The organism is Haloarcula sp. NS06 (genome assembly GCF_051122755.1).
Classification (GTDB): Archaea; Halobacteriota; Halobacteria; order Halobacteriales; family Haloarculaceae; genus Haloarcula.
This window is the reverse complement of the sequence record NZ_CP184844.1, coordinates 845,121-866,920: the sequence shown is the minus strand read 5'-3', so window position 1 is coordinate 866,920 and position 21,800 is coordinate 845,121. Positions and strand designations below refer to the sequence as shown.

The window sequence follows — 21,800 nt, the reverse complement described above, 5'->3', positions numbered from 1 at the left end:
AGACCTGGGGGCAGGGCCGCTCTATGACTCGTACGCCTGTTCTACGTCAGCCTTCGCCGACGGAATGACCTGCTGTTCAGCGCGGCGCATCGATCGCAACGCCTCGTCGGTGAACTCGACATCGAGCGTGGGGAGGGCCCGTGCGAGACCACCCAGCACCTCGCCAGGGTCGATGCGCAGTTCGAAGGCGAAGGCATTCTGGTCCTCTCGCAGTGGGACGGAGAACTCGAAGTGCGTCTGGACGATATCTGTCGCGGTTTCCTGGTTGTATGCCTCGGTGACAGCAGTCCAGAAGTCGTCGCTGTCGGCGGCCACCAGCGGTTCGAGGTCATCGCCAAACGACTGCTGGCGGGCCAGCAGTCGCTCTCGGATCTGATCTCGTCGGTCGCCACGGACGGTGTCCCGGAGCGCGTTCCAGTAGATATCTCGGGCCAGTACTTCATCAGCATAGGTGTCGAACGCCGCATCAGTGGCGGCGTAATCAAGCACTGGCTCCAGCTGGTCGAGTATTTGTTGCTGGTAGGACTGGAGTTTCGGCCGGACAACGTGGCGCTCTAGCGGGCGGCTGTTGTTCAGCAGTTTGCCAGCAACGCGGCCCCCGCTCCCGTTTGACCCGCGCAGTACGGCTGCCACGTCAAATGCTGCGTACGTCTCGTCGACGAACTGCGAAAGGTAACGTTCGAACTCCCGTTCGACGGCACGTCGTGTCACACCCGACTCTGTGGGCTGCAGTGACCTATCCCTTACGCCGATGTTCGCCAGCGATAGTCGCCCGCGAGACGGGCCGCCGCCACTGCTGCCGCCCGCTGTGGTTCGCGGTTACTCCCGGCCTGCACGGACTGCCACCGAAACCCGATTGGCCACGATATTCATCTCTCCGACAATGTTGTCTTTGTGGACGAAATCGGTTACGCCGGCCTCCAGGGCCTCGGTCGCAATAGATTCCAGTTCGGTCGTTGTCAGAAGGAGTACCGGCAGTGAGTCGGGCAGATCCCTGGCCAGCGTAATGCCAGTTTCATCCGGCAGATCGTAGTTCGTTACGACACAATTGACCTCGTTCTGGGCAACGTGTCGCTCTGCTTCACGGGCAGTCGAAACGACATCGACGGCGAAATTGTAGCCCCGAAGTGCGTCCTGTAGTTGTGTCCCGAGGAAATCGCTGTCTTCGACTAACAACAGCCGATCGGTCGTCATAATACACACAAGGGACAGAACAGATTAAAACCACCGTCAGTGTGTCTCGGGAGTAATCGTCACTGTTCGCAGTAACTGTCGTCTGGAGCTTACGTTTCGTTCTCCGCTGTCCACTCAACACGACCGTTATCACTGTGCATATCTAATAGCGTCTGTGCCCAGAGACCTGCCCAGCGACGTACACGCGGTGCTAACACAACTCGTTGATGAGGGCGAGTCGGCGATCAGTGGCGCGGAGTTCGATACGGCTCGACAGACCGTTGCGTCGGCAGAGACGGTCAGCCGGAACAAACTCCCGGAGTGTGAGTTGCGCTCACAGTTGCTCCACGGCTACGAGCAAGTGCGCACCGCGCTCGACAATGATGATCCCGACGCTGCCGCCGAGTACCTCCGGGCGATGAACCGACGACTCGCGGCCGTCGTTGACGGAACACCCTCTGAATAGCCCTCACAATACCACGCGGAACCGGGTTTCGGAGGCTGCTGAGCGACAGCATGTGGTGAAAGCTGTTCTCTAGTCACGGTCCGCTCGCTCTCGATACACGTCCGCTACTGCACTCGTACTGTCGGACAGTGACTACTGGACTCCCCTTCCGTTTCGGCTTCCGTGTTACCGAGGCACTGGCTGGCCAGCTCCCGTGAGAGTTAAGCCACCGACCGATAATACCGTGGTATGTCTCAGCGACTATCGAAGGCCGATGACACGCTCGCCGACGCTGAACGCGAACTCGTCGTCGGCGGTGACCGGCCGCTCCGTATCTCTGCGGGCCATCGGTTGTTACACCACGACGGGAAATGCTCGCGCCCGCACGGACACAACTACGAGATCACTGTCCGCGTCACCGGCGAACTCACTGACGAGGGGTGGGTCGTCGACAAGGGCGAAATCACGGATGTAGTCGACGAGTGGGATCACCGGTTCCTGCTTGAGACTGGCGACCCGCTGGTCGAGGCGTTCGATGCCAGTGGCGACGGCGACGCCGTGGTCGTCCTCGACCATCCGCCGACAGCCGAGGTCATGGCCGCGATACTGGAACAGCGTCTCGCCGACCGCCTCCCAGAGACGGTGTCGGATGTGGCCGTCTCTGTTCAGGAGACCAGCGAACTCTGTATCCGCTGATGCCGGTCGCAAACGACGCGCCCGGTCTCGATATCGAGGGGACCGACGCCGACGCCGAGACGGGTGACCTGCCCATCAACGAACTGTTCCAGTCCCTCCAGGGCGAGGGCCGACTGGCCGGCGTCCCGAGCGTGTTCGTCCGGACCAGCGGCTGTAACCTGCGGTGCTGGTTCTGTGACTCCTATCACACCTCGTGGGAGCCGACCCACGACTGGTTCGCCGTCGACGACGTGCTGGCCGCTATCGAGGAGTACGACGCCAACCACGTCGTCCTGACCGGCGGCGAACCGCTCATTCATGATTCGAGCGAGGACCTGCTGGCACGGCTGGCCGACCGGGGGTATCACACGACGGTCGAGACCAACGGGACCGTCGTCCCCGATGCCCCTATCGACCTCGCCAGCGTCAGCCCAAAACTGGCCTCAAGCACGCCGACGGCTGAACGCGACCCCGACGGTGACGGCGAGTGGGCGGACCGTCACGAGGAGCGCCGGCTCGACGTGCCAACGCTGGCCGAACTCGTCGAAACGTATGACACACAACTGAAGTTCGTCGTTACGGGCCGCGACGATATGGCCGAAATCGAGCGCCTCGTCGAGCGGCTCCGCGACGCCGCGTCCACCCACGTGCGTGACGACGACGTGTTACTGATGCCGGAAGGACAGACGCGCGACCAGCTCGAAGCGACCCGGGAGACGGTCGCGGACCTTGCGCTGGAGCACGGCTACCGATACACACCGCGACTCCACGTCGACCTCTGGAACGACGCACCGGGCACCTGACTGACCTGACTGACTACAGATGACTGACGATACCCGCGCTGTCGTGCTCGCCTCCGGCGGCATGGACAGCGCCACGGCAGCCTACGAAGCACAGACTCGCGGCTACGACCACCTGTATTTGCTGCACACCAGCTACGGGCAAAACACTGAGGACCGGGAGTACGACTGTGCCAGCGCGCTGGCCGACCACGTCGACGCAGCTGACTTCCTCCACGTCGAAACCGGCCACCTCACCCAGATCGGCGCGTCGTCGCTAACCGACGACTCGATGGACGTGGCGGACGCCGACACCGACAGCGATGAGATTCCGACCTCCTACGTCCCGTTCCGGAACGCGAACCTGCTGTCGATGGCGGTCTCCTACGCTGAAGCCAACGACTGCGGAGCCGTCTTCATCGGCGCCCACAGCGAGGATTTCTCGGGCTACCCTGACTGCCGCCCCACCTTCTTTGACGCGTTTCAGGGCGTCATCGACGCCGGAACGAAACCCGACACCGACATCGACCTCGTCGCGCCCTTCGTCGAGTGGTCCAAGACCGATATCGCTGAGCGCGGCGTCGAACTTGGCGTCCCCTACGCGGACACTTGGAGTTGCTACCGGGACGACGAACCGGCCTGTGGAACGTGTGACGCCTGTGCGTTCCGGCTCGAAGCCTTCCAGCGCATCGGCGAACGGGACCCCATCGAGTACGCGGAGCGACCGACGTAGGCCGAGTAAGTAGATTGCAGACGGTTGTCTCCCGCTCCCAACGAGCTTAGTCGTCGGCTTTGTCCTGCGCCAGCCCTTCGAGGATGTACTCCGCCGAGGTTCGCGTCGTCGCCAGCGGCACGTCGTGGACGTCACAGATGCGCAGGAGCGCCGAGATGTCCGGCTCGTGGGGCTGTGCCGTCAGCGGGTCCCGGAGGAAGACGATGCCGTCCATGCGGCCCTCGGCGACTTCTGCGCCGATCTGCGTGTCGCCACCCATCGGCCCGCTCTCCTTACGTTCGACTGTGAGGTCGGTCTCTGCCATGATACGCTTGCTCGTCGTGCCAGTCCCGACGAGGTCGAACTCCGAAAGCGTTGATTCGTAACTCTGTGCCAGATCGATCATCTCTGGCTTCTCGTCGTCGTGTGCGATGAGTGCAACGCGGGTCATACCTGGGGCTCTCGGGCCACCGTCTTATGTCATTTGGACGGATACGTGTCAGCGCCCGTTACCCGTCGACAGAAACCTCACCGTCAGCCGTTATCGTCACGTCGTGTCCTTCGACAGCGAACGTCAGCGACTCCGTCGTCCTCTCCCCGACAACCGCACGGAGTGATTCGCTGTCGACGTATGTCTCCAGTTCGTCAATATCATCTGCATCCAGATCTGTCGCTTCGATAACTGCATCAGCAATAACATCACCTGCGGGTTCGGGGCTCACCCAGTCCCCGGACCCCTCCGTGGCCCGGTTCCGTAGCATATACACAGTCCCCTCGTTCGAGCTCATACTCCAGCATACGCTCCCTTTTCTTATAACAGCGGATGAGCGGTTTCACTGTCTGAAGTAACCACCGTCTAGGTGACGGACCAGACGCTACGTCACCCACACTGGGGACTCAAATGACACAAGACGCAGTTATTCAACAATCTGTCGCCCCCAGACCCACTGCTCACAGCGGGTCATCGTCCCACCACTCTCACTTTCTACCAACCGGAAGCCGTTCTTGGTCCGATTACTCCGGCGGTGAGCCGACAAGCGGCCGTTCAGGGGCCGCCAGCGTGTTCTGTACCAGCGTTCGCGTCCCCCGCCGGAGCCGCTCCGAAGCGGCCTGACTGGAGATACCGAGCTCCGCGGCGAGGTCCGAGAGGGACGATTCCCGCGGAACGGTGAAATACCCACGATTGAGCGCGAGCAACAGCACTTCTTGCTGTGGGTCCGTCACGCCGAACTGTGGGGAGGCTTCCGTGTCGTCAGTGATGGTCTGAATGTCGATGTTGATATCACTGGACACGAGTGTGTCACGGAACGACAGTACCGAACTCTTCTCGGGGAACCGGGCTCGAAACACCCAGTCATCGCCGGTCTGTGCGGCACCAAGGAGGAACCCGTCCGCATTCAATAACGATTCTCCGATCGTGTCAATTGTCGTATCAGTTGTATGCAGGGTATACCAGTGACCATCTCCTTCTGCCGCTACATGGGCATAGTCGGTGATACTCTCGTCCTGGGCCAGATTCGCTTCGATGGCGGGCCGTTCGACGGGGCCAATCCAGGCGACGGCACGGCAGTCGCCGCTCTCGCAGTGCAATCGCTGTATCCGTATCGCTGCTTTACTCAGCGTTTCAGCTGTTCGCTGCAAGAGGGGGGCATCGATGTGAAATTCTACTATCATGTCTCACTGTCACGCAGCAACAATGATAAACCCCGGTCAGACAGTTGTCGTACCTGAAAACGGTGCTTGTGTAATTTCCGGGTACTGAAGGCTGACGGCAGTATGAACCGGGGTATAGTTGCTTCAAGCACCAATTGACAGCACTCAGGAAATCCACTTAAATTCACAGCATGGCCTACCATGTCTCGGGCTATGAGACACGTCTGGGACCGCGATTACGTCTCAGAGATTCTCTCCCTGATACGTTCCTTCGTACGTCCCCTCGTGAGCGGCGTCAGCGAGAACAAGCTGTGCGATCCGCGCGCCCTGTTCGAGTTCGATCGGGTGGTGAACCTCCAGTAGCCCCTCTCCGCGTCCCTCGTAACCGGCGTCCCAGACAGCCGTATCGAGCATGCAGGAGTTGCGGAGCAACGACGACCGAGGAAGGAGAAAGCCGATGTGGCCATCCGGAATGACGACGCGATCGGCGTACTCGACGATGTAGCCGCCGCGGTTGAGGTGGTAGACGCCGTCGTCAGGCTCGATTTCCTGCCGGTCGCCGACGGTCTTGTCGTTGCGTTCGATGCGCCCTGGCTCGGTTTGCTCGTAGACCGCCCCGAGCGTGAGGTCGACGCCGTTCGGTTGCACCTGCGAGTCTCTCAGATCGCCGAGAGCATCGGCGACGAACCGCCCGCTTTTGAACATACGCGGTTCTGTGCGAGTGTCGTGGAAAGACCTGCCGGTCTGGACGACCGCTGTCCCGACCTGTTGACTCGCTTCTGAGTGACGGACGGCACGGATTTTTATATGAAAAATACGACGGAATACGCGGGATTTATACCGCCGCGCCATCCATTGACGCACGTTATGGGACAGACGCTTACGGAAAAAATTCTCGGCGACCATCTCGTCGAAGGGGAGCTAACACCCGGAGAAGAGATCGGGATCGAGATCGATCAGGTGCTGACACAGGACACGACCGGGACGCTCGTCTGGCTGCAGTTCGAAGCGCTGGGCCTCGAAGAGGTCCAGACGGAACTGGCCGCCCAGTACTGTGACCACCAGACCTATCAGTTCGACTTTAAGAATACCGACGACCACCGCTTCCTCCGCTCTGCGGCAGGCACGTTCGGGGCCCACTTCTCGCGCCCCGGCAATGGTATTTGTCACAACGTCCACAAGGAGAACTTCGCCGCACCCGGCAAGACGATGCTCGGGTCCGACTCCCACACACCGACCCCCGGCGGCCTCGGCGAACTCGCCATCGGGTCCGGTGGCCTCGACGTCGCCGTCGCGATGGGTGGCGGCGCCTACTACATTGAGATGCCGGAAGTCGTCAACGTCCGTCTCGAAGGCGAACTGCCCGAATGGGCTACCGCCAAGGACGTCATCTTGGAGCTGCTCCGCCGGCTGTCGGTCAAGGGCGGCGTCGGCAAGGTGCTGGAATACACCGGTCCCGGCGTCGAGACGCTGACCGTCCCCGAGCGGACGACCATCACCAACATGGGGACCGAGCTCGGTGCGACGTCCTCGATCTTCCCGACGGACGACCAGACCAAGGATTACCTCGAACGCCTCGGCCGCGAGGACGTCTTCGAGGACATCGGCCCCGACGAGGACGCCGAGTACGCCGACGAGATCGTCGTCGACCTCTCGGACCTCGAACCGCTCATCGCCGAGCCGTCCATGCCTGACAACGTCGTCCCTGTCTCCGAAGTCGAGGGCGTCGACGTCGAGCAGGTCATGATCGGCTCCTGTACGAACGGTGCCTACGAGGACATCCTCCCGGCCGCGAAGATGCTGGAAGGGCGCAACATCGACAAGAAGACCGAGATGATCGTCGCCCCCGGCTCCAAGCAGGCCTCCGAGATGCTGGCCCGTGAGGGCTGGACCGCGGAGATGATGGCCGCCGGCGTCAACTTCTCCGAGGCGACGTGTGGTGCCTGTATTGGTATTGGTCACGTCCCGGCCTCCGACTCCGTCTCCCTGCGGACCTTCAACCGCAACTTCGAGGGTCGCTCCGGTATCGAGGACGACAACGTCTACCTCTGCTCGCCGGAAGTCGCCACCGCGGCGGCCATCAAAGGCGAAATCGTTGACCCGCGGGACCTCGCAGACGAACTCGGCGACCTCGAGGCCCCCGGTCTGGAAATGCCCGACCAGTACATCGGCAACTCCGAATCGGACCTCATCGCGCCGGACAACGCCGTCGACGACGAACTCATCAAGGGCCCGAACATCGGCGACGTGCCGCTGAAGGACCCGCTGGAGACCGAAGTCGGTGGTGAAGCCCTCCTGAAGATGGAGGATAACATCACGACGGACCACATCATCCCGGCCACGCAGGACATCCTGATGTACCGGTCGAACGTCCCGAAGCTCTCCGAGTTCACGCTCTCGCGCGTCGATGACACGTTCGCGGAGCGCGCACTCGAAGCTGACGGCGGCGTGCTCGTCGCTGGCGAGAACTACGGTCAGGGCTCCTCGCGCGAACACGCGGCCCTGTGCCCGATGTACCTGGGTATCGAGACCGTCCTCGCACAGAGCTTCGCCCGCATCCACAAGGCGAATCTGTTCAACTTCGGTATCGTCCCACTCACCATCGACGAGGAAACCTACGAGCAGATCGACGAAGGCGACGACATCGAGATCGTCGACGACGCGGCCGAGGCCGTCAAGTCCGGCCAGACGGAGTTCACCATCCGCGTGAACGACGACTGGGAAGCGACCGGCCAGCTCGACGCCTCCGAGCGCGAACGCGAGATCCTCGCCGCCGGTGGCAAGCTCTCGCACACGAAGCAGCAGCACGACGAAGGCGGCGCTGCACCTGCTGACGACTAAAGTGAGTCGCGAAGCGACCTCAAATCCCGCAGCGGGACCGTAGGTCCCGCGACAGAGCGATTCCGAGCGTAGCGCGGTCGCCTTCTGACCGCGACTTTTTTGAGCAGTGAAACGAGGCCTAGTATCACGTTTAGCTCAGATAGCGGGACACCGGAACCGCAACAGCACCATACAGATCAGGCCCACTCCGTAGCCAGTACTGCTTCACTCTAGCGTATGCAGTCAGCTCTAGCAGAACCTACGCCTAGTACAACTCGGCAGCGATGGAAAAGTTTGGAAAGAGGGGTGGGGGTGGGGGTGGTGGCACCCAAAACGGGTGCACTTACATATAGACTCGTCAGACTAAAGAACCTTCCGGAGTTCTAACTCTGGCCCGGCCTGATTGATGCATGAATTATCAGCACCTATCGACAAACAGTCAGAAGCCGCGGTATCTTCGGTTGGCGGTAACACATATGTATGTCCATACCGAAGTGTACACGTGACAACGGTCGCTCCTGACGGACCGGAGACGCCGGATACGCCAGCGGTTCGACGCGCCGTCCGTGCGGATCTCATCGAGGTCCATCGTATCGAGCAGGCGTCATTTCCACAGCCATGGCCGTTTTCTGCACTGGAGAGCTATCTCGGCGAAACGGGGTTTCTCGTCGCCGAAACCGGAAACGACGACGGTGACCCGCCTGCTGTCGCAGGCTACGTCGTCGCGGATACGGTGCCGAACCATGGTACCCCGCTCGGCCACATCAAGGATATTGCGGTCCGGCCGGCGTACCGACGGCAGGGGGTTGCGAGCGCGCTGTTGACCCATGCGATGGAGGTTATCGACGAGACGGGTGCTGGCTCGGTCAAGCTAGAGGTCCGGGCCGACAATGGCGGAGCGCGAAAGCTCTACCGGCGCTTTGGGTTCGAACACCGCAAAACGATCCCGAACTACTATAGCAATGGTGAGGACGCATTGGTAATGGTCCGCCTGCTGTAGGCGTTCTGTCTCACTCCGTTGTTTTATCTTCCCAACTCCAGCCTCGGCGAAGAGCGGGAACACAGGTCTGAAACGACGACTGCTCCGAGACCCCGACTGCATATACGGCTCCGCATCCACGCTTTGCACACCGATGGGATACGCCTGTCCAGTGTGTGACGACCCGCAAGCCGATGACGTGCATCTGGCGAACCACCTCGCGTTTACCGCGATGACCGGCGGCGACGACCACGAAGCGTGGCTCGACGAGCGCGTCCCCGACTGGGGGCAACTCGGCGAGGACGAACTGTCCACCGAAGTCGTCGAATACGCCGAGGAGACGGAGTTCCCGCAGATGTTCGAGGATACCGTCGACCGCAGTGACGATGGGCATAGCCACGACCACGCGCACGGACACGGCCACGGCGACCTCCCGCAGGGCGCGGACCGCCACCGGGGATCGAACGCGCTCAGCGACCACGACAACGAGGTGCTGGCCGAGGCCCGAGACCTGACGCGGGAGATGCTACGCGATAGCGACGAGAAGAGCGATGCAGACGCCACTGATAGCGACACGTCGGCGTCCGGCGATGGCGACGACACTGACGCAACCGAAGACGAAACCGAATAGTCCCGCCGGCAGCAAGGGGATGTATGGACACTGAGGGGCAGTTTGCGCCGGCATCGGCAGCCGAGGCCCGCGAGCGCTACGATGCGTTCGGGCCGACAGCGCAAGTCGTCGTCAAGGAAGTCGCGAAGGCGATGGGTCTCGACGCAGAAACCTACGAAGAGCGAGTTACCAGCGAGGTGGTCGAAACCGCCCGCGACGTGCTGTTCGCGGAATCGCTCGCGGTTCAGGTCGGCTCGATGGCGGAGTTCGAGGAGTGGCGCGAAGACACGGACTGCGAGGTGTCGCTGGTCGGCGCGGAGAACGTCGACAACGTCGTCTGGCACGCCGCCCCATTCGCAGAGCAAGCTGTCGCGGCGACGTTTCAGGACAAACGCCGGGCCGCTGTCGGGACGCTCCGTCGCCAGGCCTTCGGTCGCATCTACCACGAGGTCGTCTGATGCGCCCGGTCACACGGAACACCCTGCTTGGCATCATCGCCGTCGTCAGCCTGCTACTGGCGCTGGGTGCACTGCCGGGCCTCCTCAAGAGCGGCGACCCCTACTACGCTGTCGCCACGCCGACCGACGGTGAGTACAGCGTCGACAACGGCACGGCAATCAACTGGAGCAGCCAGTCCGAGCGGCGCTTCCCGTACACGAGCGAGGCGCTGGCCGATGCATCTCCGTCAACGTCTGGGCAGTCAGAGCCATACTGGCGCGGCCCGCTCGGATTCAAGGGCGCGTTCACCCACTCGCCCTTCGATGAACGCGACGCCTTGCGACAGCAGTACGATGGGGCTGTGACCGACGACGGCGTCGTCGTCCGGCACAACGGCACGTTTTACCACGTCGCGGTCCGACAGGACATATGACCCGCGAACCGGCCCACGAGTGGCCTATTGTCGAGAGCGAACGCGAGTACGAGACCGGCTGGTACACCGGCGGTTACGACCGAGTTCGCCAGCCTGACGGGTCCGAAAAGGACTACTACTGGGCTGAACTGCCCGATGCGGCCGTCGTGGTCGCCACGACTGGCGACGAACTCGTCATGGTCGACCAGTACCGCCCGACCATCCGGGAGCAGTGCCTCGAACTCCCGGCCGGCATCGTCGAGGATGACGAGTCATACACGACCGCCGGGGCGCGTGAACTCCGCGAGGAAACCGGTTTCGAGGCTGCCGGCGTCTCACTGATCGAGGAGTTCTCGTGTTCGACCGGCGTGCTCCGGCACCGACGTGGCATCGTCTTTGCAGAGGGACTCGAACCGGTCGACCGGGAACTTGACGACAACGAGTTCCTCTCGGTGACGACTGTGCCCATTGACGAAGCGCTACAGGTCGCCCGCCGTGAACCGGCCAACGACGCGACCATCGAAGGCATTCTGCTGGCACAGGCTGATGGCTTGCTGTAGCCGGTGAAGGTTTAGGTATCGCCCGCTAGCGGCTGAATATGGATGGCGAAATAGACGCCGACGAGCTGCGGTCGAAACTCGACGAGGAGGCGGCCCGGGTAGTCGATATCCGCTCACCCGGCGCGTTCGAGCGGGGTCACATCCCTGGGAGCGAGAACGTCCCGTTCCCGTCGCTTGTCGACGAAGTCGAACGGTTCGAAGGCGACGACGAGGTCGTGACAGTGTGTCCGAAAGGAAAGTCCAGCGTGCAGGCCGCCCGACTCATCGCGTCGTACGAAGGGTTTGAGGGCGACGTGGTAAGCTTTGAACCCGGTCTGAACGGCTGGGACGGGGCGCTGGAACGTGCCGAAGATGGAGAGACGCCGGTAGATACTGCGGCTGCTGACGGAGACACCGACGAAGGCCCTGCTGCACCGTTTTAGCCGCTGTTCGGAGTGAAATGGTGGCTCAGGAAAAGTCCATCGTCACAAGGGGCTCAGCGGGGGTAACATCTCGTCATCGCCACCAGCAGGTCGTAGTCCCCCACTCGGGAAAAGTGCATCCGTTGCGGACGGCGTGAACGGATGGTCTGACAGCACCTGTCGCTGGCAGCGACGCTGCCGCTCGGAGTGCACCGGACCACTGCCGACTCCGCCGGTAGCGATACAATCGTCTACATAGCAGACATATAAAATACCTATACGACGACAGCAAACACTCCGGCTGAGTGTCCGTGTCTAACACCGAGACAAGCCAGCCGCGGATCGAGCAGGCGCTCGCTGTCGTTCAGCGAGAGATCGATTGTATCGAGGCTGAACTGGCGGCGTTCAGGCGCTTTCGGACCCAGCTTGTAGCTATTGAGCCGACGGCACAATCTCCAGGCTCAGTCGACACGTCTGCGGGCGGGATGTCGGCGCTGAGTGTCCGGCAGCCGAAACCCGATACGAGCTTGCGTGCCGTCCGGGAAGCTTACCGAGAGACGGTCATGGCTGTACCACATTTCGACGCTGAGTACGATGACTCGCTGGAGGCCAACATGTCGATGGAGTTCGGGCCGGAACTCGGCACACAGATCGCGACGGGAACGCGCCTGACCCCGCAGTTGTATGAGGCACTGCTAACCGCGAGCGAGGGGGCACGCGACGAACGCGAGACGCTGCTCCCGGCGCTTGAAGACGAGCGGGAGTCGTTACAGTCTGTGCGAGCGACACTCGACAACTGTGAACGCCGCGGGGCCGCACTCGGTGCGAACGCGCACCGAACGACTGACCCGGCGCGACTCGACAGCATCGATGGTCAACTCGCCGAAATCGAGGCCGACTGCGAGGCAGTAGCAGCGACCCGCCAGCAACGGCTTCACAGCCGGTCAGCCGCCGCTCTCTCCGGTGTTGACGGAACCAGTCTCGCTCGGTATCTCTACGGCGACTGTCCGGTGACGTGTCCGGCGCTCGCTGACACTGTCGACTGTCTCGACACGATCAGGCGGCATCGTCGTCACTGCATCGTTTCGACAAGCTAGGGCCACAGGACGGCTGTCTCTACTTTTATACTGCCGAGTGGTCAGGACTGTGGTCGGGGCGCGGCTTTCTGGAGGGCGCTTTCGGCGATGTTGCCGCCGTAGTCGGCGGTTCGGGACAGGGAGTCGACGATGAGGCCCAGAACCTGTGCGCTCTGTGGGTCGAACTCCCGGATCTGGCCATCGACCCCGCGGGCAGTCTCGTCGACATCGGGGATCTGACTCCGGGCCGCGTTTGCCAGTTCGACGGCCTCGTCGGAGTCTTCAGCCAACAGGGCGTCCATCGCAGTCTCGGGGACTGCAATCGCCTCTGCTTCCAGCTGATCGAGCAGGTCGGCCGTTTCGCCGGTGATCTCTCCGATTTCTTGCGAGAGGCTGGCTATTTTGGTCGCGTGGTCGGCGATACGCTCGAGCTGGCGGGCGCTGGACTGGAAATCGAAGACGGTCTCGCGTGGGAACCCGATCTCGTTGGCCGCCGTTGGATTCCGGAGGACAGTTCGGAACACGCGCGAAACCATGTACCAGAGGCGGTCCACGTCGTCGTCGCGTTGCATCACGTCCGCTGCGAGGTCGTCGTCGTCCTCAATGAGTGCCTCGACAGCGTCGGAGAGCATCGTCAACGAGACCAGCCGCATACGCGTGATCGCGTTGTGGACAGACAGTTCTGAGGAATCCAGCAGGTCCTGCAGGACGACCCGGTCCGTCGTTTCCTCGATCATCTCTAGACCGACCAGTCCCTGTGTCGCATCACGGATAATGCGGCGCTGTTCGGCTGTTATCCGAGTTGCTTCGAGCTGGATAATGTCGAACCCGCTGACGTACATCGTCATCACCGCCCGCGTGAGTTCGTGCCTGTTTCCGAGTCCCTCCACGTCGAGACTCCCCTCTACGCGGCCGTTGTCCCGCTGTGGAGCGAGCAACAGTAGGTCCCGTTCAGCGTGGAATTCGACGACGCTGCCCGCGCTCACGTCGTTTTCTGTCGCCCACTCTTTGGGTAGTGAGACGGTGTATGTCGACCCGCCCGTCACCTGGACCTTGCGTGTCTCCATGTGACTGGCACTCGTTCACGGGATGATATAAATCCACTCATATCTATATACTATATTGGACCTCTAATATTTGGGGACATATTTCCCGGCTGAGGGTCGATTCTTCGACGATATTCGCCTGTAATAGTGGTGCAGACGGCTGAAACACCGTAATGTGTGTGGTTGTTCATATATGCCGTATACGAGTACTTGAGGCCCCAAAGACGGCAAGAAAGCTAATATATCTATACCTGTTCGTGGGTGTTTGTCATACCACACCTATATAGTACTAACGTAATAAATATAGCTATCTTAGCAGGTTACTTATTAGCTGTCTCACTGGACTCTGGTGATGGCGCACGACTCAAACGGGCTGTCAGAGTTCGTATCGCGGCGGAAATTTATCGCAACGACAGGTGCGACCAGTATCGCTGCGATCGCTGGCTGCTCCAGTGGAAGCAGTGACCCCGAGTCAGACGGAAGTTCCGGCGGCAGTGAGGACACCGAGGTGTCGACAGAGATGGAAGCGACCGAAAGCACCGATGCAGGCGGTAGTTCCGGCGGTACCAGCGCACTCGAATCCGGTGGCTCCTCAACGGTGTACCCCATCGCCAACACCGCGGCCTCGTACTGGAACGCCAACCGGCCGGCCAGCGACAGTGAGTACTGGCCCCACGGCGAGTACGACATCGACACGGACCAGAATCTCGCTGACTACTGGGCGGGTCTCTACGGGTTCGAAGCTGGCGGCGAAGACGGCCCGCCGTTCCAGTTCACGGTCGGCCTTTCCCACTCCGGGACCGGCGTCGAGAAGGTCATGAACGGTCAGAACGACATGGGTAATTCCTCCGGGAATGTCGAGGACGAACTCCCGGACCGGGACTCCTACGACCAGTTCATCGACCACGTTGTCGGCGTGGACGGCCAGCCGCTGGTCGTCTCCCAGGAGATCGCCGACGCCGGTGTCGAGCAGATCACCGGCGACCAGCTCAAAAGCCTCTACAAGGGCGAACTCACCAACTGGAGCGAACTCGGTGGCCCGGACCGCGAGATTCAGGTGCTGGGCCGCGTCAAGGGCTCTGGGACGCGAACCTCCTTCGTCTCCAACGTCTTTGGTAATCCCGAGGCGGACACCACCGTCGCCAACCGCTACGGCCAGAACCAGCGTCTCGCGCAGGCTATCGCACAGGCCGACAACGCTATCAGCTACCTTGCGCTGGCGTTTATCGACACCGACGGCCTGTCCCCCGTCGGGCTGGAATGGGAAGGAACGACCTACAGCTATCAGGACGACGAGAACGGCCTCGACTCGACGGCATACCCCCTCTCGCGGGACCTCCATATGTACACGTGGGAAGGCACCTCGAAGAAAGAGGCCGCAGTCATCAACATGATCCTGTCCGACTTCGGCCAGGACACCTTCGTTGCGCCGAACAACTACTTCCAGCTTGGCGCACGCCGCCGCGAGGAAGAGCGCGCCAAGCTTCCCGATCAGGTGTAATTGACCCCAGCCGACCCGATCTGACGATTATCGACCGTGTCGGTCGATTTTCCATACTATGACAGAAGACATACCTACGACGGAGGGCGAGGCGGTGTCAAGCGGAGACAGAGTTGACGGGTCAACGCTCGCTGTCGGTACGATAGCGACGACGCTGGTGGCGACGATTCTCGTCTTCCTGTTTCGGCCGGCCCTGGCGTTGCCCATGCTGCTGGCGTTCGTGTTCGTTACGGCGGTTGGCTGGGTCACCTATCAGGCTGAGGTTGCACGTCTACTCACGCTGATCGCGACGGTGCTAACGGTGTTGACCGTCGCGTTCATCACGTTCTTCCTGTTCGCAAGTGCACTGCCGGCGTTTCTCGAACGTGGGCTCGGACTACTGTTGATCCCAGAACAGGGCGGAGCGGCCCGCTGGTTCTTTTGGCTCGAAACCGTCCTGCCGTCTGATCCGACGTACTGGAACCCCCTCAGCGGGGCCTACTCGCTGATACCGATGATCTGGGCGACGGTGGTCGTCACCGTCATCGCGGGTGCGGTGGCGGGGCCGCTCGGCCTGTTCGGCGCGCTGTTCATCGCCGAGGTCGCCAGCGACCGCCTGCGGGAGCTCATCAAGCCCGGCGTGGAGATCCTGGCCGGCATCCCCTCCATCGTCTACGGGTTCATCGGCTTCCAGGTGTTGAACGGCTTCATCCAGACGAACTTCCTCGATGACGGGGCGAGCTTCCTCATCGCGGGGATCGTCGTGGGCGTGATGGCGCTGCCGACGGTCGTCTCCGTCGGCGAGGACGCTCTCTCCAGCGTCCCTCAGTCGATGGGTGACGGTTCCGTCGCCATGGGCGCAACCGAGTGGCAGACGATGAAGAGCATCTCCATCCCGGCGGCGTTCTCGGGTATCTCCGCGGCCGTCATTCTCGGTCTGGGTCGAGCCATCGGTGAGACGATGGCCGTCGCCGCGATCATGGCCTCGGGAACGCAGTTCGCCGACCCACTGTTCGACATCTTCGACGCGAACGCAACGCTGACCAGCCTGATTGCGACCCAGTACGGGAGCGCCTCCGAGAGTACCGTCGACGTGCTGTTCGTCGCCGGCGTCATGCTGTTCGTCATCGTCGCCGGGATGAGCATCGTCTCGCAGTACATTGAGCGACGTATGCAGCGGAAACTGAAGGGGCAACAATGAGTGACGCGTACGCGACCACGGACCGACTTGTCAGTGCGGATTCGAACAGCTACGACCGAGGACTCGATACGGCGATCGCGCTGAGCGTCGTCGGCTTCACGCTCGGGCTCGTCACGCTCGTGAATCTTGTCCCGCCCGGTGCCAGCGGCAGTACCCTCACCACGGCGCTCGGGACGCTACTTGCTGTCGTCGTCGGAGCGGTCGGCATCACCGGCCTTGCTTCCTACACCAACGTCGTTCCGGTCACCTCTCAGCGAGTGCGCGGCATCGGGCTGGGCCTCGTCGTCTCGACGCTTGCGTTGACCGCGCTTGCCGCGGCCCTCCCTGTGACGATGGCGACACTGCTTGGAATCGTATTGCTGGCCGAAGCGCTGGCGATCACTGCTGCTGGTGTCTCTTCCCGGCTCGAACTCGTGGACACGGAGCCGAACATGAGCGCCGGGCTGCTCTCCGGCAGCGCGCTCGGCGCAATCGGCCTGGCTATGGGGGCCGCCGTCGGTGGTGCGCTCACCGGTGCCGGCTCACTGCTGTGGCTCGTCGGGGCCGTCGTCGCCGGCGTCGGGCTGTTCCTGCTGGCGATTCTCCCCCGTGAGGACCTCGGTTCGACGCTCCCAACGGCTATCGTCGTCGGCGCGCTCGGACTGACAATCGTGACCGGCACCATCGGCGTCGGCTGGCAGTGGAACTCGCAGACGCTCTCCGGTGGTTTCACCGGCGGTGCAGTCATCCCCGTGTTCCTCTTGGTCGGGACGCTCCTGTCGGCCTGGTCGGCCGCCAAGTGCCGGGCCGGGTTCGGCGCTCGGGGCCGCGAGTACGGGGCCTTCCTCGTCATCAACCTCAACGCCTTCCTGATGGTGGCCGTGATGGCGACAATTGTCGTGTTCGTGACCGTCAAAGGCGTCGGATACGCCTTCCACGGACTCTCGATTGGCGCGCTTACCGCACTGGTCCTCCTGACGCCAGCCCTCCTCGCCGCGGTCCAGTTCGCTCGCACACCTGCGGGCACGAATGACTGGAACAGCGGCGCTCGACAGCTATTCCGGGTCCTCCCACTGGCGGCAGTCGGCGCGCTTGCCGCGATGTTTGCGAGTGTCCTCATCACTGGGTCCCCGCTGCGTTACTCCTATGCCTACACTGTTCAGGTCAACCGACAGGGGCAGGCACTCGAGACGGCATTCACGGTGACGCCCGACACGACAATCGGAACGCTACTGCTGATCGCACCGGCGGCGCTGCTCGCGGTCATCTTCTTCCGCTCGTTCGGTTCGCTCCGAAAGGTCGGGTCACAGTCCGAGCGAACCGACTCGATCCGACAGGCTGTCCCGACCGCGGTTCTCGCGATAATCGCGCTCATCGGCTTCTTCCTCGTGTTCGGCCCGGCTCCGTTCGGCCTGCCGCTCGGCGAGACGCTCGGATTCGCCGCCGTCGCCGCCGGGTCGGCCGTCGCAGGCGGCCTCGCGGTCTACCCGCTCGTCGGCGTGCTCGCCAGCGACGGGCCGACGTTGGCGGAGAGCGCACAGTCCGAGGCACCGCTGTTCACGCTGGGGGTGTTCGGCGGTCTCGGGCTGCTGCTGGCCGCACTGCTGCTCCAGCCAGTTGCCGGCATCAATCCACAGGTCGGCCCGGTGAACCTCGTGCCTGCGGTCGCTCTCGGGGCCGCTGTCGCTTCGCTCGCACTGGCGACGCTCACGACCGTCGCAAAGCGGTCCAGCGAGGCGACGATCACCCGTCGGCTCCTGACCGAGGAGACGCGACTCGGCCTCGTCGGCACGGCCGGCTTCACCGCGCTGGTGGGCCTGCACGTGGCCGTTACCGGCACGTCGTTCAACGTTCTCGGCGTCTCCATCGCCAACGAGGGGAGCCTCTCGTGGCCGATGGTGATGGAGGCCTACATCCCGCTGGGGGCCGAGCCCGGTGGCATCATGCCTGCCATCATCGGCACGGTGTGGCTGGTCGTCGGCGCGACGCTGTTCGCGGTCCCGCTGGGTGTCGGTGCCGCGGTGTTCCTCACCGAGTACGCCGAGCAGGGCCAGTTCACCGCGCTCGTCGAAATCGCGACGAACGCGCTCTGGAGCACGCCGAGCATCGTCTTCGGCCTGTTCGGGGCCGCGTTCCTGATCCCGCGGCTGGGCGGTGACGAGTCCCTGCTGGCCGGGATGCTGGTGCTTGGGTTCATGCTCCTGCCGCTGGTGCTCATCACTTCGCGGGAGTCGATCAAGGCTGTCCCCGACGAGTACCGTGACGCCAGCGCGGCGCTGGGTGTAACCCAGTGGGAGACAATCAAGAGCGTCGTTCTGCCGGCGGCGATGCCGGGCGTCATCACCGGCGTCATCCTCGGCGTCGGCCGCATCGCCGGTGAGACCGCCCCGCTCATTCTCGTGCTGGGGTCGACGCTGAACGCGACGGCTGCCGTCGATGTCATTGGCGGTTTCCGTTTCGTCTCGGGGCCACCATTCATCGCCAACGACGCCTTGCTGACGGCCTCAGCGTCGTTACCGACGCAGGTGTGGGCCGTCATCGCGGCCGGGGTGTCGGGGTCGCCACAGATGGGGTGGGCGACGGCGTTTATTTTGCTGATGGTCGTCCTGACGTTCTACGCAGTCGGTATCACGGCGCGGACGTACTTCCGGAGGAAACTCAACTATGAGTGATAGCATCAACACGGAGCCGAGCACGGACACGCAAACGAACGGCGGACGGACGGTCGAAACCGCATCGCCAAGTGCTGAAACAACGGCCGGTGAGAGCGAAGAGCAGGTCCGCGAGGAGTGGCGGCACTACGAGTTCGATGGTGACACGAAACTCTCAGTCGATAACCTCGACGTGTGGTACGGCGACGACCACGCGCTCAAGGACGTCTCGATGGAGATCCCGGAAAACAGTGTCACGGCACTCATCGGCCCGTCCGGATGTGGCAAGTCGACGTATCTGCGGTGCCTGAACCGCATGAACGACCGAATCAAGGCCGCCCGCATCGACGGCTCGGTCGAACTCGAGGGCACCGAGATTTACGACCCCAACGCCAACCTCGTCGAGCTGCGCAAACGTATCGGGATGGTGTTCCAGTCGCCGAACCCGTTCCCGAAATCCATCCGGGAAAACATCTCGTACGGTCCCCGCAAGCACGGCGACATCAACAAGGGCCTGCTCGCGCGTTTGTTCGGCCGCGACGACACGGAGCAGGAGGGCGAACTCGTCGAGCGCTCACTAAAACAGGCCGCCCTGTGGGACGAGGTCAGCGACCGTCTCGATGACAACGCACTCGGCCTCTCGGGCGGCCAGCAACAGCGGCTCTGTATCGCCCGCTGCCTGGCCGTCGACCCCGAGGTCATCCTGATGGACGAGCCGGCGTCGGCGCTTGACCCCATCGCCACGTCAAAAATCGAGGACCTCGTCGAGGAACTGTCGAAGGACTACACCGTCGTCATTGTCACCCATAATATGCAGCAGGCTGCCCGCATCTCCGACCAGACTGCCGTGTTCCTTACCGGCGGCGAGCTGGTCGAGTACGACGACACGGACAAAATCTTCGAGAACCCCGAGAGCCAGCGCGTTGAGGACTACATCACCGGCAAGTTCGGGTAACCCATGTCACGAGAGTCGTACCAGCAACTGCTGGACGAACTCCGGGAGCACGTGGTCGAGATGGGCGACCTCGTTGTTGAGCGGCTCGAAGCGGCGCTCACTGCGCTCCGGACCGTCGACCGGGAGATGGCGCAGTCTGTCATCGACGGCGACGACGATATAAACGAGCTGTATCTGGCCCTCGAAGCCGACTGTATCGACCTCTTTGCCCTCCAGCAGCCGGTCGCGACCGACCTCCGCTTTGTCGCCGCCTCGTTCAAGATTATCACCGACCTCGAACGCATTGCGGACCTTGCCACGAACCTCGCAGCGTACGCACAGTCGGCTAATCGTCGACTCGCTCCCGAGGTTGACGTCGATACCATCGGCTGCGAAGCCATCGAGATGGTCGAGCGCAGTATCGACGCCTATCGGCGGGAAGATGTCGAGGAATGCCGCGCTATCGCGGCTGACGACGACGCGCTCGACGCGCTCTGCCAGCGGGCCAGCGAGACCGTCGCTCGGGACCTCATCGAACGAGAGGCCGACACGAACGACGGCTGGGCGGTCGAGCAGCTACTCGATGACGTTTCCCGGCTCCTGCTGACGGTTCGAGACCTCGAACGCGTGGGCGACCACGCTGTCAACGTTGCGGCACGCACGCTGTACATGGTCGAAACCGACTCGGAACTCATCTATTAACCATGGAAACCCGAAAGATACAGACCGTCGGCGGCGGCACATACACCGTTTCGCTGCCGAAAGAGTGGGCCGAATCGGAGAACTGTACGGCCGGGACGGCGGTGAACCTCCACACGCATATTGACGGGCTACTCGTGATTCAGACACCCGAGTCCCGGACCACGCCGCGGAACCACGTCACCCTAGAAGTCGGCAACGACGACCCGGCCGAAATAGAGCAGTTGTTGCGAGCGGCCTACGCTGCCGGAGTCGAGTCCGTCGTCCTCGAAGTCCCCGACGGCTACAGCGACGAGCAACACCGGGCCATCGAACGCGTCACCCGGAACCTGAGCGGCGTCACTATCGCTGAGGAGACCGAAACGCAAGTCACGGTCCAGACGTTGCTTGACGCTGGCGAGGTGTCCGTCAGGCAATCGGTCCGCCAGCTCCAGTTCGTCGCCCTGTCGATGCACCGGGACGCGATGGCCGCGCTGACGACCGGGACGACCAGCGACCGGTGGGGTGACCGTGACGAGCAGGCCGACCGGCTGTACGCCATGATCGACCGCTACTTCGAGCGGGGACTGGCACGGCTCGACGAGATCGATTCGCTCGGGCTGACCCGTCCCGAACTGTTCACCCTCTGGGGAACCGCGAACGAACTCGAACGCGTGGCTGACCACGCCGAACGCATCGGCACCATCGCCGACCAACTCGACGGCCAGCCAACCGGTTCCATCGTCACTGCCCTCGAAGATATCGCTCAGGACGTTCGCACTGTCGTCGAGGACGCTGTCCGAGTGATCATTGGCGACGCCTGTGTCGACACCGCCCGACAGACACTGGCTACGCGCCGGGCCGTACGCCAGCAGATAACGAGCCTTGACCGCCAGCTGTTCGAATCGGGCGACGCCGACTACCGCCTCACCCGAGCCCTCGATAGCCTTGCCAGAACAGCTGAACACGGCGGCAATATTGCCGAGTTCGGTCTCCGGATGGCCGTCCGCGACGGCGCGCTCACGGCTTCCGAAACCGGCACTGACGAAGCGGACACGACGAGTTCAACAGCCGAAACAGAGTCCTGACGAACGCACA

At 62.6% G+C, this 21,800-nt stretch carries 25 protein-coding genes; 18 read left to right on the top strand and 7 right to left on the bottom strand.

All coding sequences use genetic code 11. The features are described from left to right. Positions 1-21: 21 nt before the first annotated feature. Positions 22-711: a hypothetical protein gene (locus ACODNH_RS08130; protein WP_306709113.1), complete on the bottom strand. Its 690-nt coding sequence runs from the start codon at positions 709-711 to the stop codon at positions 22-24. A gap of 108 nt (positions 712-819) precedes the next feature. Continuing rightward, a complete protein-coding gene (locus tag ACODNH_RS08125) occupies positions 820-1,194 on the bottom strand; it encodes a response regulator (RefSeq protein ID WP_306709110.1) in 375 nt (124 codons plus the stop codon). 154 nt (positions 1,195-1,348) lie between these two features. Between ACODNH_RS08125 and ACODNH_RS08120 the strand changes: the two genes are divergently transcribed. From ACODNH_RS08120 to queC, 4 genes are all read left to right on the top strand, one after another. Beyond that, positions 1,349-1,639 carry a hypothetical protein gene (locus ACODNH_RS08120; RefSeq protein ID WP_306709108.1) on the top strand — a complete coding sequence of 97 codons (291 nt, stop codon included), beginning with the start codon at positions 1,349-1,351 and terminating at the stop codon, positions 1,637-1,639. 228 nt (positions 1,640-1,867) lie between these two features. Then, the gene (locus ACODNH_RS08115; protein ID WP_306709106.1) at positions 1,868-2,314 is read left to right on the top strand and encodes a 6-pyruvoyl trahydropterin synthase family protein; all 447 of its coding nucleotides are present in this window, start codon (positions 1,868-1,870) and stop codon (positions 2,312-2,314) included. Beyond that, positions 2,314-3,096, top strand: a complete 783-nt coding sequence (locus tag ACODNH_RS08110) for a 7-carboxy-7-deazaguanine synthase QueE (RefSeq protein WP_434531240.1) — start codon at positions 2,314-2,316, stop codon at positions 3,094-3,096. Before ACODNH_RS08115 ends, ACODNH_RS08110 begins: the two co-directional genes overlap by 1 nt. 19 nt (positions 3,097-3,115) lie before the next feature. Further along, complete coding sequence (queC, locus tag ACODNH_RS08105; RefSeq protein WP_306709102.1) at positions 3,116-3,805, top strand: 7-cyano-7-deazaguanine synthase QueC; 690 nt, start codon at positions 3,116-3,118, stop codon at positions 3,803-3,805. Between the two features lie 46 nt (positions 3,806-3,851). On the opposite strand, the gene ACODNH_RS08100 is transcribed toward queC, so the two are convergent. The 4 genes from ACODNH_RS08100 to ACODNH_RS08085 form a co-directional block, all read right to left on the bottom strand. After that, positions 3,852-4,235 (bottom strand): methylglyoxal synthase, encoded by a 384-nt coding sequence (locus ACODNH_RS08100; RefSeq protein WP_306709100.1) that lies wholly within the window; start codon positions 4,233-4,235, stop codon positions 3,852-3,854. A gap of 58 nt (positions 4,236-4,293) precedes the next feature. Then, the gene (locus ACODNH_RS08095) at positions 4,294-4,572 is read right to left on the bottom strand and encodes a HalOD1 output domain-containing protein (protein WP_306709098.1); all 279 of its coding nucleotides are present in this window, start codon (positions 4,570-4,572) and stop codon (positions 4,294-4,296) included. Positions 4,573-4,798: 226 nt separating this feature from the next. Continuing rightward, positions 4,799-5,458 (bottom strand): helix-turn-helix domain-containing protein, encoded by a 660-nt coding sequence (locus tag ACODNH_RS08090; protein WP_306709096.1) that lies wholly within the window; start codon positions 5,456-5,458, stop codon positions 4,799-4,801. A gap of 222 nt (positions 5,459-5,680) precedes the next feature. Next, a complete protein-coding gene (locus ACODNH_RS08085; RefSeq protein WP_373567966.1) occupies positions 5,681-6,238 on the bottom strand; it encodes a deoxyuridine 5'-triphosphate nucleotidohydrolase in 558 nt (185 codons plus the stop codon). A 66-nt stretch (positions 6,239-6,304) separates the two neighbouring features. Here ACODNH_RS08085 and ACODNH_RS08080 point away from each other — a divergent pair, with 66 nt between their 5' ends. The 8 genes from ACODNH_RS08080 (at position 6,305) to ACODNH_RS08045 (ending at position 12,754) form a co-directional block, all read left to right on the top strand. Continuing rightward, positions 6,305-8,278: an aconitate hydratase gene (locus ACODNH_RS08080; RefSeq protein WP_306709093.1), complete on the top strand. Its 1,974-nt coding sequence runs from the start codon at positions 6,305-6,307 to the stop codon at positions 8,276-8,278. 481 nt (positions 8,279-8,759) lie between these two features. Continuing rightward, positions 8,760-9,257, top strand: a complete 498-nt coding sequence (rimI, locus tag ACODNH_RS08075; RefSeq protein WP_306709091.1) for a ribosomal protein S18-alanine N-acetyltransferase — start codon at positions 8,760-8,762, stop codon at positions 9,255-9,257. A 133-nt stretch (positions 9,258-9,390) separates the two neighbouring features. Further along, positions 9,391-9,867: a DUF5810 domain-containing protein gene (locus ACODNH_RS08070; RefSeq protein ID WP_434531239.1), complete on the top strand. Its 477-nt coding sequence runs from the start codon at positions 9,391-9,393 to the stop codon at positions 9,865-9,867. Positions 9,868-9,890: 23 nt separating this feature from the next. Beyond that, positions 9,891-10,304, top strand: coding sequence for a DUF5809 family protein (locus tag ACODNH_RS08065; protein ID WP_434531238.1), 414 nt, complete (start codon positions 9,891-9,893; stop codon positions 10,302-10,304). Further along, positions 10,304-10,717, top strand: coding sequence for a hypothetical protein (locus ACODNH_RS08060; RefSeq protein ID WP_434531237.1), 414 nt, complete (start codon positions 10,304-10,306; stop codon positions 10,715-10,717). Before ACODNH_RS08065 ends, ACODNH_RS08060 begins: the two co-directional genes overlap by 1 nt. Beyond that, entirely contained in the window at positions 10,714-11,256 is a 543-nt protein-coding gene (locus tag ACODNH_RS08055; protein ID WP_058994280.1) for an NUDIX hydrolase, read from the top strand. Before ACODNH_RS08060 ends, ACODNH_RS08055 begins: the two co-directional genes overlap by 4 nt. 38 nt (positions 11,257-11,294) lie before the next feature. Beyond that, a complete protein-coding gene (locus ACODNH_RS08050; protein ID WP_434531236.1) occupies positions 11,295-11,678 on the top strand; it encodes a rhodanese-like domain-containing protein in 384 nt (127 codons plus the stop codon). A gap of 290 nt (positions 11,679-11,968) precedes the next feature. Continuing rightward, positions 11,969-12,754 carry a DUF7260 family protein gene (locus tag ACODNH_RS08045; RefSeq protein ID WP_306709078.1) on the top strand — a complete coding sequence of 262 codons (786 nt, stop codon included), beginning with the start codon at positions 11,969-11,971 and terminating at the stop codon, positions 12,752-12,754. Between the two features lie 41 nt (positions 12,755-12,795). On the opposite strand, the gene ACODNH_RS08040 is transcribed toward ACODNH_RS08045, so the two are convergent. Then, positions 12,796-13,800: a PhoU domain-containing protein gene (locus tag ACODNH_RS08040; RefSeq protein WP_434531235.1), complete on the bottom strand. Its 1,005-nt coding sequence runs from the start codon at positions 13,798-13,800 to the stop codon at positions 12,796-12,798. 331 nt (positions 13,801-14,131) lie between these two features. Between ACODNH_RS08040 and ACODNH_RS08035 the strand changes: the two genes are divergently transcribed. The 6 genes from ACODNH_RS08035 to ACODNH_RS08010 are packed head-to-tail and all read left to right on the top strand — an operon-like array spanning position 14,132 to position 21,790. Continuing rightward, positions 14,132-15,280 carry a substrate-binding domain-containing protein gene (locus tag ACODNH_RS08035; protein ID WP_306709074.1) on the top strand — a complete coding sequence of 383 codons (1,149 nt, stop codon included), beginning with the start codon at positions 14,132-14,134 and terminating at the stop codon, positions 15,278-15,280. A 58-nt stretch (positions 15,281-15,338) separates the two neighbouring features. After that, positions 15,339-16,460, top strand: a complete 1,122-nt coding sequence (pstC, locus tag ACODNH_RS08030) for a phosphate ABC transporter permease subunit PstC (RefSeq protein ID WP_306709072.1) — start codon at positions 15,339-15,341, stop codon at positions 16,458-16,460. Next, positions 16,457-19,111, top strand: a complete 2,655-nt coding sequence (gene pstA, locus ACODNH_RS08025; protein ID WP_434531234.1) for a phosphate ABC transporter permease PstA — start codon at positions 16,457-16,459, stop codon at positions 19,109-19,111. Before pstC ends, pstA begins: the two co-directional genes overlap by 4 nt. Then, positions 19,104-20,045 carry a phosphate ABC transporter ATP-binding protein PstB gene (pstB, locus tag ACODNH_RS08020; protein WP_306709068.1) on the top strand — a complete coding sequence of 314 codons (942 nt, stop codon included), beginning with the start codon at positions 19,104-19,106 and terminating at the stop codon, positions 20,043-20,045. The genes pstA and pstB overlap by 8 nt, the downstream gene beginning before the upstream one ends. Before the next feature lie 3 nt (positions 20,046-20,048). After that, a complete protein-coding gene (gene phoU / locus ACODNH_RS08015) occupies positions 20,049-20,726 on the top strand; it encodes a phosphate signaling complex protein PhoU (RefSeq protein WP_306709066.1) in 678 nt (225 codons plus the stop codon). Positions 20,727-20,728: 2 nt separating this feature from the next. Continuing rightward, entirely contained in the window at positions 20,729-21,790 is a 1,062-nt protein-coding gene (locus ACODNH_RS08010; protein WP_434531233.1) for a PhoU domain-containing protein, read from the top strand. The last annotated feature ends 10 nt before the right edge of the window (positions 21,791-21,800 follow it).